General features: G+C 72.8%; 13 protein-coding genes, 1 tRNA gene and 1 pseudogene. 6 read left to right on the plus strand and 9 right to left on the minus strand.

Annotated elements, in window-relative coordinates; all coding sequences use genetic code 11:
• Positions 1-897 carry a bifunctional MaoC family dehydratase N-terminal/OB-fold nucleic acid binding domain-containing protein gene (locus ACFYYN_RS00085; RefSeq protein WP_500544125.1) on the minus strand — a complete coding sequence of 299 codons (897 nt, stop codon included), beginning with the start codon at positions 895-897 and terminating at the stop codon, positions 1-3.
• Between the two features lie 198 nt (positions 898-1,095).
• Entirely contained in the window at positions 1,096-1,401 is a 306-nt protein-coding gene (locus ACFYYN_RS00090) for a hypothetical protein (RefSeq protein ID WP_500544126.1), read from the minus strand.
• A gap of 463 nt (positions 1,402-1,864) precedes the next feature.
• Between ACFYYN_RS00090 and ACFYYN_RS00095 the strand changes: the two genes are divergently transcribed.
• On the plus strand, positions 1,865-3,349 hold the full coding sequence (locus tag ACFYYN_RS00095) for a multicopper oxidase family protein (RefSeq protein ID WP_500544127.1): 1,485 nt from the start codon (positions 1,865-1,867) through the stop codon (positions 3,347-3,349).
• A 27-nt stretch (positions 3,350-3,376) separates the two neighbouring features.
• Here the strand turns inward: ACFYYN_RS00095 and pip are convergent, their stop codons facing one another.
• Complete coding sequence (gene pip / locus ACFYYN_RS00100) at positions 3,377-4,339, minus strand: prolyl aminopeptidase (RefSeq protein WP_500544128.1); 963 nt, start codon at positions 4,337-4,339, stop codon at positions 3,377-3,379.
• Positions 4,340-4,389: 50 nt separating this feature from the next.
• On the minus strand, positions 4,390-5,757 hold the full coding sequence (locus ACFYYN_RS00105; RefSeq protein ID WP_500544129.1) for an FtsK/SpoIIIE domain-containing protein: 1,368 nt from the start codon (positions 5,755-5,757) through the stop codon (positions 4,390-4,392).
• A 570-nt stretch (positions 5,758-6,327) separates the two neighbouring features.
• Here ACFYYN_RS00105 and ACFYYN_RS00110 point away from each other — a divergent pair.
• Positions 6,328-6,693, plus strand: a pseudogene (locus tag ACFYYN_RS00110) (transposase); the annotation flags it as partial.
• A gap of 53 nt (positions 6,694-6,746) precedes the next feature.
• Here the strand turns inward: ACFYYN_RS00110 and ACFYYN_RS00115 are convergent.
• From ACFYYN_RS00115 to ACFYYN_RS00125, 3 genes are all read right to left on the minus strand, one after another.
• Positions 6,747-7,301, minus strand: coding sequence for a hypothetical protein (locus ACFYYN_RS00115; RefSeq protein WP_500544130.1), 555 nt, complete (start codon positions 7,299-7,301; stop codon positions 6,747-6,749).
• A 189-nt stretch (positions 7,302-7,490) separates the two neighbouring features.
• Positions 7,491-7,577: transfer RNA gene (locus ACFYYN_RS00120), tRNA-Ser, on the minus strand.
• Positions 7,578-7,636: 59 nt separating this feature from the next.
• Positions 7,637-9,208 carry a S1C family serine protease gene (locus ACFYYN_RS00125; protein ID WP_500544131.1) on the minus strand — a complete coding sequence of 524 codons (1,572 nt, stop codon included), beginning with the start codon at positions 9,206-9,208 and terminating at the stop codon, positions 7,637-7,639.
• A 154-nt stretch (positions 9,209-9,362) separates the two neighbouring features.
• Here ACFYYN_RS00125 and ACFYYN_RS00130 point away from each other — a divergent pair, with 154 nt between their 5' ends.
• From ACFYYN_RS00130 to ACFYYN_RS00140, 3 genes are all read left to right on the plus strand, one after another.
• Positions 9,363-10,250: a glycerophosphodiester phosphodiesterase gene (locus ACFYYN_RS00130; protein ID WP_500331013.1), complete on the plus strand. Its 888-nt coding sequence runs from the start codon at positions 9,363-9,365 to the stop codon at positions 10,248-10,250.
• A 158-nt stretch (positions 10,251-10,408) separates the two neighbouring features.
• Complete coding sequence (locus ACFYYN_RS00135; protein WP_499512963.1) at positions 10,409-10,930, plus strand: ATP-binding protein; 522 nt, start codon at positions 10,409-10,411, stop codon at positions 10,928-10,930.
• A gap of 110 nt (positions 10,931-11,040) precedes the next feature.
• The gene (locus ACFYYN_RS00140; protein ID WP_500331009.1) at positions 11,041-12,012 is read left to right on the plus strand and encodes a DUF5926 family protein; all 972 of its coding nucleotides are present in this window, start codon (positions 11,041-11,043) and stop codon (positions 12,010-12,012) included.
• 202 nt (positions 12,013-12,214) lie between these two features.
• Here ACFYYN_RS00140 and ACFYYN_RS00145 read toward each other — a convergent pair whose 3' ends face one another.
• Together ACFYYN_RS00145 and ACFYYN_RS00150 are read right to left on the minus strand one after the other, a co-directional pair.
• On the minus strand, positions 12,215-12,745 hold the full coding sequence (locus ACFYYN_RS00145) for a hypothetical protein (protein ID WP_500544132.1): 531 nt from the start codon (positions 12,743-12,745) through the stop codon (positions 12,215-12,217).
• Between the two features lie 148 nt (positions 12,746-12,893).
• On the minus strand, positions 12,894-13,553 hold the full coding sequence (locus ACFYYN_RS00150) for a bifunctional DNA primase/polymerase (RefSeq protein ID WP_500544133.1): 660 nt from the start codon (positions 13,551-13,553) through the stop codon (positions 12,894-12,896).
• A gap of 588 nt (positions 13,554-14,141) precedes the next feature.
• Here ACFYYN_RS00150 and ACFYYN_RS00155 point away from each other — a divergent pair.
• Entirely contained in the window at positions 14,142-15,533 is a 1,392-nt protein-coding gene (locus ACFYYN_RS00155) for a PP2C family protein-serine/threonine phosphatase (RefSeq protein WP_500544134.1), read from the plus strand.
• The last annotated feature ends 1 nt before the right edge of the window (position 15,534 follow it).

The following is a 15,534-nucleotide window of genomic DNA, read 5'->3' on the forward strand; positions in this document are numbered from 1 at the left end:
TCACACCTCCGCGCGGAAGACGGGCACGGCCGGCTCCCCGCCGGCCTGCCGGAACTCGAGCGTCACCGGCATGCCGATGCGCACCTTCCCGTACGGCACGCCGACCACGCCGCCCAGCAGGCGGACCCCTTCGGCCAGTTCGACCAGGGCGACCGCGTAGGGCGGGTCGAAGGCGGGGAACGGCGGGTGGTGCACGACGACGCGGCTGAAGACGGTGCCGCGCCCGCAGGCCGGTAGCGTGTCCCAGGCGTCGGAGCCGCAGCTGTTGCAGCCGGGGAGCCACGGCAGCCTCAGGGTTCCGCAGGAGGAGCAGCGTTGGATGAGCAACTCGTGCCGCCCGACGCCCTCCCAGTACCCGGCGTTGTCCCGGTTGACGACCGGGCGGGGCCGTCGCGGCCGCTCGCCCGGCGCCCGCGCGGGGGCGTACTTGAGGATGCGGAAGCGGTGACGGCCGGCGAGTTCGCCGTCCGCCCTGACGTCCATGCGCGTGGTGACGAAGTGGCCGCTGCCGAGGCGGGTGGTCTTGCGCGGCGACACGGACTCGATCACCGCGTCGAAGGTGATCCGCTCGCCGGGGCGCAGCGGCCGCAGGTACTCCTGCTCGCAGTCGGTGGCGACGACCGCGGTGCAGCCGGCCTCGTCGAGCAGCGCGAGCAGTTCGTCGTAGGCGCCGGCGCGGCCGGCCCCGGCGACGTCTCCCGGCCCGGGGAGCCCGCGCATGGTCCACACCTGGAGCATGGGGGCGGGTGCCGTACCGTCCTGCGGGACGGGATGGCCCAGCGCCTCGCACCAGTGCCTGATCATGGGCCGGTTCACGGGGTCCTTGCCCTCGCCCGCGACGGCGGCGGGGCGCCCCTCGTACGTCACCAGCCGCTCGTACAGGTCGTCGGTCGTCATCGTCGCCGCCACCGCCCCCAGTTTCTGACTGATCGTCAGATTGACGAGGAAGCGGCACCGCTGTCAAGACGCCCGGACGGAAGGTGTTGTCCACAGGCTGTGGACGACGCCGGACGCGACTGCGCGACGGCAGTGAGGTTGCCGTCGCGCAGTCGACCCTTCAGCCCCCCGGCCCGCCCCGGCGGCGGACCGGCCCGCTCACCACATGGGGCCGAAGTGGATGCTGAACGTCGGCTGGTTGATGGTGGTGAAGGCCGAACCCACCACACTGGCCGTGCTGTTCTGGTTCGAGGCCCCCGCCCCGGTAGCCGCCTGCTGCGTCGTCGTCACCGTCCCGAAGTTGTCGCGGCCCACGTTGCCGCCGCTGTTGCTCACCACGGTCGCGTTGGACGTGCCACCCGCCACGGCGCCGTTGTCGGCCACCGCCGTGCCGGCGAACAGCGCCGCCGCGAGCGGCAGCGCGGCCAGGGTGGACACGACTCGGGCGGTACGGATGCTTGCCATGTGTTTCCCTCCGAGGAGTGGATACGAGGTGCGCGGTGCGGCCGGCCGACCGCTCCGCCGGCTCTGCGACGTCGCCGCAAGCAGAGTTGCCCAGCACCACGACGGACAAGCCGGACCTTGATCCCTTTCGCTCGCAAGCGTGACGATCTGTCGACAAACCTCCACAACCGTCGTCGCTGACCCGCCCGCCCGCGTCCCGGCCACCACAACCCGGGCCCGGCGGGCGCAGAATCGTTACGGCACGACTTTCGGCCAACCTCGGCGGACCGGTCCTCCCCCGCCGGCGCCACCGCCCGGGTGGCCACCACGGCGCCGTTCGGGCGGATGCCGCACCTCCCCGGTGCGTGGCTCGCCGGGAGGCGGCCGTCCGCTTCCTACGCTCCGGCTGACGGACCCCCGCTGCCCGTCGCGCCCCGCGCCCGGACGTCCCCGCCCGGCCGCACCGCTTCCCCAGGGGAGAGATGTGACCCGGTCCCGCGCCCGAACCCCGCTGACCCGGCTGGTCGCCGCACTGCTCCTCGCCGCCGCCTGGCTCGCCGGCTGCGCGGGGCACGCCCCGTCCGGGCATCCCCACGCCCCGGACCGGCCCGCCCCGCAGGACCGGCAGGCGCCCCCGGCGGGACCCGGCCCACGGCTGCAGGACCCCCCGGAACTGGTCAGCCGCGACGGGGTCCTCAAGGCGGTCATCGTCGTCGAGCGCCGCAAGGTCCGGGTCGGCGACCACCGGCTGTACGCCCTCACCTACAACGGGAGGTACATGCCGCCGACGCTGCGCGTACGGCCCGGCGACCGCATCGACCTCACCATGACCAACCGGGTGCGCGAGGACACCAACGTCCACGTGCACGGGCTCCACGTCTCACCGCGCAGCCCCGCGGACGACATCTTCATCGCCATCACGTACGGCCGGAGCCACCACTACACCTACCGGCTGCCGCGCACCATCACGCCCGGCACCTACTGGTACCACTCGCACGCCGACATGATGTCCGCCGCCCAGGTCGCGGGCGGGGAGTCGGGCGTCATCGTCGTGGACGGCCTGCGGCGGTACCTGCCCCCGTCCCTGCGCGGGATCACCGAGCACGTCGTCGCGCTCAAGGACTTCCAGATCCACGGCGACGCGATCAGGACCCACAAACTGAAGATCGGGACGCGCACCAACCGCACCGTCAACGGGCAGCAGAACCCGGTGATCGGCCTCCGACCCGGCGAGACCCAGTTGTGGCGGCTGGCCAACATCGGCGCCAACATCTACTACCGCCTGCACCTGAAGGGCAGCCGCTTCCACGTGATCGCGCAGGACGGCTACCCGGTCCGCCGGGTCTACGCCGCGGACACGCTGGTCATCGCCGCCGGCGCCCGGTTCGACGTCCTGGTGCAGGGCGGCAGCCGGCCCGGCACCACGACGCTGGAGACCCTCGCCTACGACACCGGCAAGGCCGGCAACCGGTTCCCCCGCACCGACCTGGCCACCGTCGTGACCGGCGGCGCCCCCGTGACCCCGGCGCGGATCCCGACGGACTTCGCGCCCAACGAGGACCTGGCGCACGCCACGGTCGCGGACCGCAAGACGGTGGTGTTCACCGAGAACGCGGCGGGCGACGTGTTCTACGTCAACGGCCGGACCTACGCGCCGGGCCGGGTGGACTTCACCTCCGTCCTCGGCACCGTCGAGGAGTGGACCGTCCGCAACGACAGCGACGAGGAGCACTCCTTCCACGTCCACACCAACCAGTTCCAGCTGATGAGCACCAACGGGAAGGCCAACGACCCGGACCACCGCTGGTTCGACACGGTCAACGTGCCCGCCCGCGGCAGGGTCGTGATCCGCATCCCCTTCACGGACTTCACCGGCCGGACGGTGCTGCACTGCCACATCCTCAACCACGAGGACATGGGCATGATGGCCGTGCTCGACATCGTCCCGCCCCGTCCCCGCGGCAAGTGAGCGGCCCCGCGGCGAGTGCCCGTCCGCTCAGCGCGTGCCGAAGCGCCGCGCCGCCGCCACGACCGCCTCCCCCATGGTGGGGCTGCCCGTGTGACCGGAGTCGTCGATCACCTGGAGCTCCGCGTCGGGCCACGCCTTCGCCAGCTCCCACGCGGTCGTCAGCGGACTGCCCAGGTCGAGACGCCCGTGGATCAGTACCCCCGGGATCCCGGTGAGCCGGTGCGCGTCCCGCAGCAACTGCCCCTCCTCCAGCCAGGCGCCGTTGGCGAAGTAGTGCGCGCAGATCCGCACGAAGGCGACCAGGTCGTCGTCCGGCCGGTCACCGTAGGCCCCCGGCTTGCCGTTGGTCTCATGGGCGATGACCGCGTCCTCCCAGGTGACCCAGGCGCGTACGGCCTTCTCCCGCGCCGCGGCGTCCGGGCCGTTCAGCAGCCGGTCGTACGCGGCCGGCAGGTTCCCGTCCCGCTCACCGGGCGGCACCCCGTCCCGGAACGTCTCCCACGGCCCCGGCACCAGCCGGGCCACGCCGCGGTAGAGCCAGTCGATCTCCTCCCGCCGGGTCGTGGTGACCCCGACGATCACGATCTCCGACACCCGCTCCGGGTACCGCTGCGCGTACGCCAGGATCAGCGTCGAGCCCCACGAACCGCCGTACAGCATCCACCGCTCGACGCCCAGGTGCTCGCGCAGCCGCTCCATGTCGGCGATCAGGTGCTCGGTCGTGTTGTGCTCGAGCGACACCGCCGGGTCCGAGGCGTGCGGCAGGCTCTGCCCGCACCCCCGCTGGTCGAACAGCACGATCCGGTACACCTCGGGGTCGAAGGTCTTCCTGCTGCCCCGCTTCCCCCCGGAGCCCGGTCCCCCGTGCACGCACAGGACCGGCTTGCCGTCCGGGTTCCCGCTGGTCTCCCAGTAGACGCGCTGCCCGTCCCCGACGTCGAGCAGCCCCGACGCGTACGGCTCGATCAGCGGAAACCCCGCTGCTGCCATCACGATCCCCTCCTCCGCACCGGCGAACGACCCCGCGAGGCTACCGGTCCTCACTCGGGGCCCGAGCGGGGCCGGGGGAAGGGCCCGGGATCCGCCGGTCCGTCCTCCTCGCCCGCGGCGGAGGGGCGGTACCGGTCCAGGGCCGGCAGGTCGGGCACCAGATGGGCGTGGGCACGGCACACGGCCGCGGTCTCGGCAATCGACACCAGCGGGGTGCGAATGTGGGACCAGCCCCCTGAGGCGTCGCCCGCCACCGCGACCCCCACCCGGTCCGGGGCGATGGCGGTCGCGGCGGCCATCGCCTCGGACGAGATGTCGCCCAGGCCCACCTCGGCGGTCTGCTTGTTGACGCGGTGCACGACGCGACCGGAGAGCTGGGACCGGAGCGTCGCGGCGCCCTTGCCGAGCTCCACCCCGAAGCGCTGCCCGCAGATCTCCAGGTAGATGCCGACCGCGCGGGCCCGCTGCGCCAGTCGGATCAGGTTCGCCACCATGCGGTCCCGGCGTTCCTCGTCCTTCTTCGTCGTGCTGAGGAACAGTTCGGCGACCTCGTCGACCAGCACCACGACGGGCACCGGCCGCACGTACGCGGGCAGCCCCCAGATGTCGGAGGCCACCTCCTCCTCCGGGGCGTCCAGCGCCGTGCGCTGGCACTCCTTGAGCACCGCGAACCGGTGCTCCATCTCCCCCACCAGCGCGTCCAGCAGCTCCGCCGCCTGCTCCCGGTCGGTGGCCAGGGCCGACAGCCGGGACGCGTACGGGATCTGCTCCACCCCGCCCTTGCAGTCGATCCCGACCAGGGCCACGGGCAACCGGGCCAGGTTCATGATCAGGTTGCGCTGGTACACCGACTTGCCCGACTGGTTCGCCCCGAGGGTGAGCGCGTGCGGGATCTCCCGGTAGTTCCGCACGAAGGCGGTCCCGTCGTCCCGCAGCGCCACCGGCACCACCATCGGGCCGGACGGCAGGCGGCGCGGCATCCGTACGTCGCGGAGCACGTCGTAGCCGGTCATCCGCAACTCGACCACCCCGGGGCCGAGCTCGACCACGTGCACCGCGTGCACGCCCCACGCGTGGCGCAACCGGTTGGACGCCGCGGCCACATCGGCCGGCTCCAGCCCGCCCGGCAGCCGCAGCCGCACCCGCATGCCGGTCAGCGAGCCCCCCACCCGGCGGATCCTCGGCGGCACCGGCCGCACCTCCCTGCGCCCCGCCACCCGCCCCGCCAACGCCCGCGCCCACGACGGCGGTACGGCCAGCCCGCACGCCGCCATCGTGGAACCGTAGGTCGACAGGAACCGCCCCCAGGCCAGCGGCAGCCCGAACAGCAGCCAGAACGCCACCGGGAACCGTCGACGGGCATAGGCCAGGCCACCGGCCGAGGCCAGCAGCACACCCAGGAGCGCGACACCCGTCATGGTGATCAGCCCTTGCCGTTCGGGACGGCGGCCGGGACCGGCGCGGTGACCGCCCGCGGCACGCGAGCAGATCCCATGCCCGGTTTGACCGTTAAGCGTATTCTCTCACCCCCGCCCCCACCGCCCCGTCACCGACACCGGCGGTTCGCCGGACGGCCGACCCCGACAGGGCCGGCGTACGCGGCGTCGAGGCGTTCACCCATCCCCGCCGCATGAAGAAGGGGCGCCCCCGTGTCTTGAGGCACCCCTTCCGTCCAGCGCATTCGCCGGCCTGGTGCGGAGGGCGTGGGGCGTGAGCCACGGTGACATCGCCGCCAGGACGGTTCTCAAGACCTTCCCCCAGCGTGTAGGCGACCAATAAAGCCGGTGCTCAGGACCGAGGTTCGACCTCCGGCGATCCGGCCGGCACGCCGTCGCACTCGTCCGGGGACTGTTGCGGCGGTGCCGTTCAGGCACGCGGGGCTCGCGCCGTGGTCACAACTCGCACCACTCGCCCATGGTGGATTACGTTGAGGCGCTCCTCGACCGGTACCCCGACGGCAAGATGGCGTGGGCGTCGCCACCAGTCATGGACGAGGCCTCGGGGCCGCGTTCGTCGTTGCCGCGGGAGATCTTGCCTCCTTCGCCGATGCCGGGAACCTCGCTTCCGCCGCCGGCCTCGTGCCCGTTCCACGAGACTCCGGACGCCGCACCGGAAACCTCCACCGCCCCAAGCGCTACAGCCGCCGCCTGCGCAGGGTGTTCTACCTGTCTGCCCAGACCAGCACCATGCGCGAGGGACCCAACCGGGACTTCTACCTCAAGAAGCGCGGCCAAGGACTCACGCACGTCCAAGCCATCATCGCCCTCGCCCGACGACGAGTCGACGTCCTCTGGGCACTCCTACGCGACAACAGGCTCTTCACCCCAGCCCCGCCAGAGCCCGCAGCGGCTTGACTCAGTCATTGAAACTCCCGCCCAAAGCCGATACGCCGACCTCTGCTCTGATCTCACCACTTTCCCGCGAGCACCCGGATGCGGTGCCCCAGCACCTTGCCGAAGGCGGCAGTGAAGTGAGGATCAAGGGGCGGCCAGTCGTCGAACTCGAAGCCGAGGTGGGCGAAGGCGAAGTAGTCGCGTGTCCAGTCCCAGTCGGGAAGCGGGGCGCGGCGAGTGCAAGCCGGGCAGCCGAGGTCAGCCGCGCCCGTGGTGTACCAGGTGTCGATGACCTCACCGGACCAGGTGGAGGTCGCGCTCTGGCAGCGAGGACAGATCGGGTCAGGGAATCTGCCCATACCGGCGAGGAAAACGGTACGACCCGCCACGACCCGCAACTCCCCGCAAGGCTCCTCCTCCAACTCCTTGATCCGGGCCCGCCAGTCCGGTGGGACCAGGTCGACGGCCTCCCGCCAGCGTGGCCCGGCCAACTGCACCAGACCGTCTTGCCACGGCACCGGGCGGATGAACCCTTCCGCCTCAAGCCACTGCCTACCACGCTCGCCCCACGCCACCGCCTCTTCCGCTGAGGCATCCAGGTCCACAACGGTCTGCCGGTAGGTCCCCATGGCCTTCCCCCGCCTCCATGATTGTTCTGGGCCAGCACCGGCCTCAGGTTAGGCGAGCGACCCGTGCGTGCCCCTTCCGTGCCCGATCGCACGGGAAACCACGGGGAAGCACGGTGCCGTCATGCACGAAGAAGGGGCGCCCCCGTGTCTTGGGGCACCCCTTCTGTCCAGCGCCTTCGCCGGCCTGTGCGGAGAGTGTGGGATTTGAACCCACGGTGACATCGCTGCCACGACGGTTTTCAAGACCGTTCCCTTAGGCCGCTCGGGCAACTCTCCCCGCGCCGCGAGGTCCGGCTGGTGGGCCGGGCGGCGCGGGGACAGCCTAACGGGTCGGCTCAGCTGCTGCTGTCGCCCTTGCGTTCGCCGAGAGTGAGGGTGGCGGTGCGGGTCTGGCCGTCACGGGTGTACGTGAGGTTGACCTTCTCGCCGGGCTCGTGCTGCCAGATCTCGCCGATGAGGGTGGGGCTGGAGTCGACCACGGTGTCGTCGAACTTGGTGATGACGTCGCCGGAGCGCAGGCCCGCCTGGTCGGCGGGGCCGCCGGAGGTGACGGCGTCGGCGCCGGTGGCGATCTTGGCGCCCTCGCCGCTGTAGCTGGAGTCGACGTGGACGCCGATGACGGCGTAGACGGGCTCGCCGTCCTTGATCAGGTCCTGGGCGACGCGGCGGGCCTGGTCGATCGGGATGGCGAAGCCCAGGCCCACGCTGCCGGACTGGGAGGTGCCGTCGCTGCCGGTGGACTGGATCGCGGAGTTGATGCCGATGACAGCGCCCTCGGAGTTCAGGAGGGGGCCGCCGGAGTTACCGGGGTTGATCGAGGCATCGGTCTGTATGGCGCTCATGTAGGAGGCGTTGGACCCCTCCCCGTCGCTGGAGGCGATGGGGCGGTGCAGGGCGCTGACGATGCCGGTGGTGACGGTGCCGGAGAGCCCGAAGGGGGCGCCGATGGCGATGGTGGAGTCGCCGACGGCCACCTTGTCGGAGTCGCCGACGGCGAGCGGGGTGAGCTTGTCGGGGGTGACCCCCTTGAGCTTGACGACGGCGACGTCGTAGCCCTGGGCGCGGCCGACGACCTCGGCCTCGTACTTCTTGCCGTCGGAGAACGTGGCGGTGAGCTTGCCGCCGTCGGCGGCGGGGGCCACGACGTGGTTGTTGGTGAGGATGTGGCCCTCCTTGTCGTAGACGAAGCCGGTGCCGGTGCCGCTCTCCTGGCGGCCGGTGGCCTCGATCGTGACGACGCTGGGGAGGGCCTGCTTGGCGATGCCCGCGACCGAGTCGGCGGCACGGCTGAGGTCCTTGGGGTTGCCGACCGAGGAGACGGTGGTCGAGGAGGAGCTGTCGTTGCGGTCCGCGGCCCAGAAGCCGACCCCGCCGCCGATGCCGCCCGCGACGAGCGCGGCGACCAGGACGGCGGCGACCAGGCCGCCGTTGCCGCGCTTCTTGGGCGCGGGGGCGGCCGGCACCGGCGTGCCCCACACCGGGCCCACGGGACCGGACGGGCCCATGGGGCCGGAGGGCCCGACGGGACCGCCGTACGGCTGGGTGGGCGGCGGGGCGACCGGCGGCAGGGGCGCGGTGTGCACCTCGGCGGGCGGTGCCGCGGGGGCCGCCGGGGGAGCGGCCTGGGGCCCGGCGGGAGGCCCGGCGGGGGGAGCTGCCGGAGGCGCCACCGCGACGGGTTCCGCGGACGCCGGCGCCGCGGGGGCCGCGGGGGCCGCGGGAGCCTCCGGAGCCGCGGGGGCGGCCGGGCCCGGCGCCGACGCCTGCGCCTGCGCCTGGGCCGGGGGAGCGGCGGGCGGGGCGGCGGGGGGCACGGGAGGTGCAGCGGGAGCGGCGGACCCAGCGTCAGCGGGCGGCTGCGTCGGCAGCGCCGCCGGGACCGGGCCGGCCTCGTTCTCGGTGCTCACGGCTGTTCTCCTCGGATATGCGTTGTATGCCGTGCGTACGGTTACGGCTACGGTACGTACGACGACCGTCGTGATGGACACAGCTTTTCCCACCGGGTGTCAGGCCGCCGTAAGCAGCGGCCGTTCCCGGCCCGGCGGATGGCACGATAGCCCGGTGACTGATCTCCGCGCGATCCAGGTCGTGGCTCACCGGGGAGCGTCCGAGGACGCCCCGGAGCACACGCTCGCCGCCTACCGGAAGGCGATCGAGGACGGCGCGGACGCCCTGGAGTGCGACGTACGCCTCACCGCCGACGGCACGCTGGTCTGTGTGCACGACCGCCGGGTGAACCGCACCTCCAACGGGCGGGGCGCGGTCTCCGCGCTGGAGCTCGCGGACCTGAGGACCCTGGACTTCGGCAGCTGGAAGGCGCAGCCGGGTGCCGGCGGGGCCGGCAGGGCCGGCGGGACGCGGCGGTGGCGCCCGTCCGCGGAGCTGCGTTCCCTCCTCGATGCCGACGCCGAGGCCCCCGACCGCACCGACGGCGACCCGGACGAGCTCAGCCGCGTCCTGACCCTGGAGCAGTTGCTGGAACTGGTCGCGGACACCGGCCGCCGGGTGGAGCTGGCGATCGAGACCAAGCACCCCACGCGCTGGGCGGGGCAGGTCGAGGAACGGCTGGTGGAGCTGCTGGACCGGTTCGGGATGCTGTGGCCCGAGCCGGGCGAGCCGTCCCGGGTCCGTGTCATGAGCTTCTCCTCCCGTTCCCTGCGCCGGATCCGGATGGCCTCGCGCGACCTGCCGACCGTCTTCCTGATGCAGTACGTACTGCCCCGGCACCGCGACGGCCGGCTGCCGGCCGGGGTGGGGATCGCCGGGCCGGGCATCCGCATCCTGCGCGCCAACCCGGGGTACGTGGAACGGCTGCACGAGGCGGGGCACCGGGTCCACGTGTGGACGGTGAACGAACCCGAGGACGTCGAACTCTGCGTGCGACTGGGCGTCGACGCAGTCATCACCAACCGCCCGCGCCAGGTTCTGGCCCAACTCGGGCGCTGCTGAAGGGAATACGGACTCCATCCCTCCCCGGGTGGTGTGCACCGGCGCGTTCGGAACCTGTTCGATCGTTGTGTGTGCCCCAAGAGATCGCAGTTGGCCGGTTTCCGGCCCAGAACGAGAGGGCATCCATCCCGTGGCGTGGGGTGAAGGAGGTCTCGGGGGTGGCGTTGGTGGTGGCCCAGGAGGTGCCGACGTCCTCGACCATGGCCCTGCCTCATGGTCCGGCGGGCGTGGCCGAGGCGCGGCGCAGGCTGCGCAAGGAACTGTGTGCGTACGGGGTCGCGGAGCCGGTCGTCGACGACGCCGTGCTCATCCTGTCGGAACTGCTCAGCAACTCCTGCCGGCACGCCCGGCCGCTGGGCGAGGACGCGCCGTCCTCGGGCGGCAGCGGCATCAGGGCCGCCTGGGGGATCGACGAGGACGGGTTGCTGACCGTGGAGGTCACCGACGGCGGCGGGCCCACCCGCCCGCTTCCGGCCAGTCCCTCGCTCACCGCCCGCGGCGGCCGCGGGCTCGGCATCGTGCGGAACCTGTCGCTGCGCTGGGGCGTGCGCGACGCCCCCGGCGAGGTCACGGTGTGGGCGATGCTCGCGGTGCGCAGCCGGCACGCGCGGCGCGACGACCTCGTGCCCCAGCTCGACATCCCGATCGACTTCGCGGACCCCTTCGACGACCTCCCGTAACCCCCGCAGGGGAGTTGCCCGGCCTCCACGGGCGCGACCTCCGATGAGGGCGGACGGCGTGGCGCTAGGCTCACGGCCGGAACACCGCCGTTACCGGGAGAGATCGAGCCATGGCGAAGAAGCGCCCGACGAAGACGAAGGCCCCTGCCCGCCCGCAGATCACGGACGGGGAGATCCCCGTCGTCGGGGCCCGGGAACCCTGCCCGTGCGGCTCGGGACGGCGTTACAAGGCGTGCCACGGCCGTGAGGCGGCGCACGCGGTGACGGAGCTGGTGCGACGGCCGTTCGAGGGCCTGCCGGCCGAGTGCGACTGGGTGGCGCTGCGCGAGCTGGTGCCCGCCGCCACGGCCGAGTTGACGCTCAAGGACCCGCTGCCGGAGGGTGTGCCGTCCGTCACGCTGGCGACCGTGCTGCCGATGGCGTGGCCGGGGCTGCGCCGTGACACCGGCACGGTGCTGCTGGGCCTGCAGAACGACACCGCGTCCGGGGACATCAGCCGGGACCTGGCCGACACCCTGCTGCGCGCGCTGCAGGCGGAGCCGGGCAACCCGGTGGGCGGGGAGCGCCCGGCGCCCGAGGGTCCCCGGCTGCAGGACCTGCTGGACCTGGACGCCGCGTTCGAGCCCGTGGTGCACACCGGTTTCGAGTTCTGGCTGGAGGACGCGGAGTCCGCCACCGGCGAGGTCGCCGCCTCGCTGGAGCGGGCGAACGCGGCCGTGATCCCGACCGTGCGGCTGACCGGTGTCGACGCGGCGTACTGGTGCGAGACCCCGGAGAAGAACCACCTGCGCTGGGTCATGCCGCACCCGGAGGAGCAGTTGCTGGACGCGCTGGCCCGGCTGCACGCCGCGGGCGCCTCGTCGCTGGGCGAGGGCACGCGGCTGGTGGGCTCGTTCCGGGCGCACGGGCTGGTCGTCCCGGTGTGGGACCTGCCGACGGGCGTCTCGGCGGACGAGGTCGAGAAGCCGGCGGCGGCCTTCGGCGAGCGGCTGGCCGAGGTGCTGGAGCGGACGACCCCGCTGACGGCGGAGGAGCGGCGGGCGCGCAGCGGCTTCACCAACCGGCAGATCACCCTGAGCTGACCGGTCTCCCGTGCCGGTAGCCGCAGTTCAGGCCATGATCGCGTCCGGGTGATCCTGGTCACAGCCGCTGCCGGCCGGGCCCGGAACCCGGGCCGGAACCCGTACCCCGGATTTGCGTACGGGCGAAGTCTTGTTACCGTTTAAACAGTCCGGTCGCTGGTGCATCCCCCGTCGCCAGCGACCGGACGTTTCCATGTTCGGGTCAGTACGCGGATCCGCTGCGCAGCAAGGGGCGTTCCCCGCCCCGCTCGGCGATCTCCGCCACCGCCGTGTACGGCTCCGCCGCCCCCGCCACCGTCGGCTCGTGCGGCGTCTCGCAGCTCCCGCTCCCCGCGTCCGCGGTGATGACGCACCGCGCCTGTACGGTCCGGCCGTCGGGCCGCATGAGGCTCAGCACCCCGTCCAGGGGCCGCCCCGTGGCGTTGCTGTAGTACGTGCGCGCCCAGGTGTCGCCGTCCTCGTCGATGGTGCAGGTCTGCGCCCGCAGGCCTGCCGCGGAGGCGAGTTGGGGACCGCAGGATGCGGTCTGGCGTTCGGATCCGGCCAGCTTCGGCAGGGAGTCGAAGACATCGGGACCGCTTGACAAGGGCTTGTCGTCCGTGAGCGCCGTCGTGACGTCCACGGGCACCGCGGGGAGGACGGGCCCGGCGGTGGCGCCGGTCAGGGGCAGCATCGCGGCGACGGCCACGACCGTGGCGAGGGCGGCCATCCGCAGGTTCGGCGCACGCATCATGCATAGAACATAGCGGGAGAAACGGACATGGAGCGGGGGCCGTTGCCCGTTCGCAGGGCAACGGCCCCCGCTCCTACCCGAACGAGTGACGACCGACGGGGACGGCGACCGTCACGCACCTCCCGCGGGACCCGTCACCGGGACTCGTTCAGTACGAGAGCCGGCTGCCGTCCGGCGCCGTGCGGCCCGCCTGCACCAGGGTGTCGACGATCACCCGCACGCTGGGCAGCCACGGCGCCCGGTCTCCCGGGTCCACCACCGGCCGCCGGACCCAGCGCGCGGCGGTGCCGTCGGAACCGTCGGATCCGACCGGCGAGGGCGGCAGGACGAGGTAGCCGCCCTCGCCGTGGTACCGCAGCGAGGTCGGCACCCATTCGTGGCGGTCGAGCAACTCGCCCAGTTCCGCCAGGGAGTACGGCTCCACCAGGACCGCGAAGCGCGTGGGGGTGGCCACGACCGGGCCGGTGCGCACCCCCAGCTTGTCGAAGACGCCCAGCGCCCGCGCTCCCGCGACCGCCGGCAGGCTCACCGCCGAGACCCGGTCGCCCGTGGCGAGCACGAGCGGCTGGTCCGGCCGCCGCGTCCACCACCAGCGGACCATCCGTGGATCGCGGGTCGCCGCGAGGAGGCCCGGATCGTGCGGATGGGCGCCCGGCACCGGACAGTCGGGCCGCAGACAGGCGCATCCGCCCCGCGCGTCCGTACCGGCTCCGGGCACCACGGGCCATTGCCACCGCTCGGCGCAGGTGAGCGCCGCACGCAGCAGCTCCGGACTGCTCTTGCGTCGCTTTCCGAGGATCTCGCGCATCTGCGCTCGTTCCTTTCCGTTGGCGCTCAGGGATCTGCCCATGACACAACGTAATCTGGAACACACCGCTTACGAGGCAGCGCATCACGTCTCGAGCCGAGCGTGGAACGTGGCGGGGGGTGGCGCACACTGGCGCTTGTTCGTCCTGCGGAGTGCTGGGAACTGCTGCGTGTGCTTGCGATTGCTGCTGTGTGCGGTCCCGCTGGCTGTGCAACACCCCGCCATGGGGGGAGGGTCGGCCGTCTCCGTCTATGACGCCCTGGCAGGGCGCCGGGTTCCTGCGGCCGCCAACTCCCATCCCTTACGTACCCGCTGCGATGGATATGACGCGCTGTCGAACCCCTTCAGTCGACAACTAATTGTGGCACGCGGTGCCCTTTTTCGGCCATAGTCCTGCATCTCCTCGGACGCGCCGACACCAGCCCTTCCACCTGGGCAATCCTGGACACACCCACGAGTAGGCGGTACAAGGTAATCCATTGATAGCGGCGCAGCACGAGCTTGGGGGTTTGCGATGCTATTGACAGAAATGCGCTGCTCTGTGGAGCCGACGCCGCGTCACGACGAAGAGCGTGAAAGCCGGCGGCCATGAGCGCCGCGCGCCTACCGAAAGTGGCCGGAATCGACCCACCCATTCCGACACCGGCGCACACTTCCTCCCCCGCGGTCGAACAACAATCCCATCCGGCGGCCCCGGACGCACACTCCGGAGCGCCGGACCCGGTCGACCAACTCACCGCGGCCCAGGACCGGATGGCCTCCTGGATCTCCGACCTGACCACCCTGCACGAGCTCACCGAGCGGCTGGCCAGGACCGCGACCCTGCAGGAAGCGCTGCACGAACTGCTGCGCGCCGGCGGCACCTTGGTCGGTGCGCGACGCGGTCTGGCCGCCGTCTCCCCCGTCGACCGGCTCGGTCCGGCCACCGTCGTGGGCCTCGGTCTCGGCCCGGCCGAGCTCGGCGCGCTGGAGACCGTCCCGCTGCCCGCCGCACCCGAGGCGGCGCCGGCCGAGGAGATCCACACCGACCTGTGCCGCGAGCCCGGACTCGGCCCGCGTCACCGCGAGGTCGCCCTGCGGCTCGGCTTCGGCGCCAGTTACGCCCTCCGGCTGTCCGCGGACTCCGCAGGCCGGCTGGGCTCGGCCCTGTGGTTCTACGACGAGCCGGCCGAACCCGGCGAACGCCAGCGCCACCTCATCGGCCTGTACTGCCGCCACGCCACCGAGCACCTCGCCCGGCTGCTCGAACTCGACCGCAGCCGCGCCACCGTCGCCACGCTCCGCCAGGAGCTGCTGCCGACCCGGCTGCCCCGGGTCCCCGGGGTCCGTCTGGCGGTGCGGCACCGCCCGGCCGCGGGGGGCGGCGGCGACTGGTACGACGCCCTCCCGCTGCCCGAGGGCGCGCTGGGGCTGTCGGTCGGCGGCGTGAGCGGCGGCGGCATGAGCGCGGTCGCCGCGATGGGGCGGCTGCGGGCCTCCCTGCGGGCGTACGCGGTAATGGAGGGCGAGGACCCGGTCGCGGTCCTGTCCGACCTCGAGCTGCTGCTGCGGCTGACCGAGCCCGCCCGGTCGGCGACGGCCCTGTTCGCCTACGCCGAGCCGGCCTCCCGGAAGGTGGTGGTCGCCGGGGCCGGGCACTGTCCCCCGCTGATCGTCGGCGGGCACCGGGTCGAGTACGTGGAGACCTCGCTGTCCGCGCCACTGGGCATGCTCAGCTGCTGGGAGGCGCCCAGCGTCGAGTTCCGGGCGCTGGCCGGGGAGACCCTGCTGCTCTACACCGACGGCCTGCTGCACCGCACCGGCGATCCCGTCGACCGTGCCTTCGCCCGCCTGCACGCGGCCGCGGCGTCCGCCCCGCGGACCGCCCGGGACGACCCTGCGCAGCTGGTGGAGCACGTCCTGCACACCATGCTCCCGGGCGACCGTGAGGACCCCCACCCGACCGAGGACGTCGTCCTGCTCGCCGCCCGCTTCGACTGAC

This window comes from Streptomyces sp. NPDC001902 (assembly GCF_042891295.1).
In the GTDB taxonomy this organism is placed as follows: Bacteria; Actinomycetota; Actinomycetes; order Streptomycetales; family Streptomycetaceae; genus Actinacidiphila.

Bases quoted from the DNA above. Each gene is read 5' to 3' on its own strand.
- ACFYYN_RS00145 (WP_500544132.1), bottom strand. From the start codon at position 12,745: ATGATGCGTGCGCCGAACCTGCGGATGGCCGCCCTCGCCACGGTCGTG.
- ACFYYN_RS00115 (WP_500544130.1), bottom strand. From the start codon at position 7,301: ATGGGGACCTACCGGCAGACCGTTGTGGACCTGGATGCCTCAGCGGAA.
- pip (WP_500544128.1), bottom strand. From the start codon at position 4,339: ATGGCAGCAGCGGGGTTTCCGCTGATCGAGCCGTACGCGTCGGGGCTG.
- ACFYYN_RS00155 (WP_500544134.1), top strand. From the start codon at position 14,142: ATGAGCGCCGCGCGCCTACCGAAAGTGGCCGGAATCGACCCACCCATT.
- ACFYYN_RS00085 (WP_500544125.1), bottom strand. From the start codon at position 897: ATGACGACCGACGACCTGTACGAGCGGCTGGTGACGTACGAGGGGCGC.
- ACFYYN_RS00105 (WP_500544129.1), bottom strand. From the start codon at position 5,757: ATGACGGGTGTCGCGCTCCTGGGTGTGCTGCTGGCCTCGGCCGGTGGC.
- ACFYYN_RS00090 (WP_500544126.1), bottom strand. From the start codon at position 1,401: ATGGCAAGCATCCGTACCGCCCGAGTCGTGTCCACCCTGGCCGCGCTG.
- ACFYYN_RS00140 (WP_500331009.1), top strand. From the start codon at position 11,041: ATGGCGAAGAAGCGCCCGACGAAGACGAAGGCCCCTGCCCGCCCGCAG.
- ACFYYN_RS00150 (WP_500544133.1), bottom strand. From the start codon at position 13,553: ATGCGCGAGATCCTCGGAAAGCGACGCAAGAGCAGTCCGGAGCTGCTG.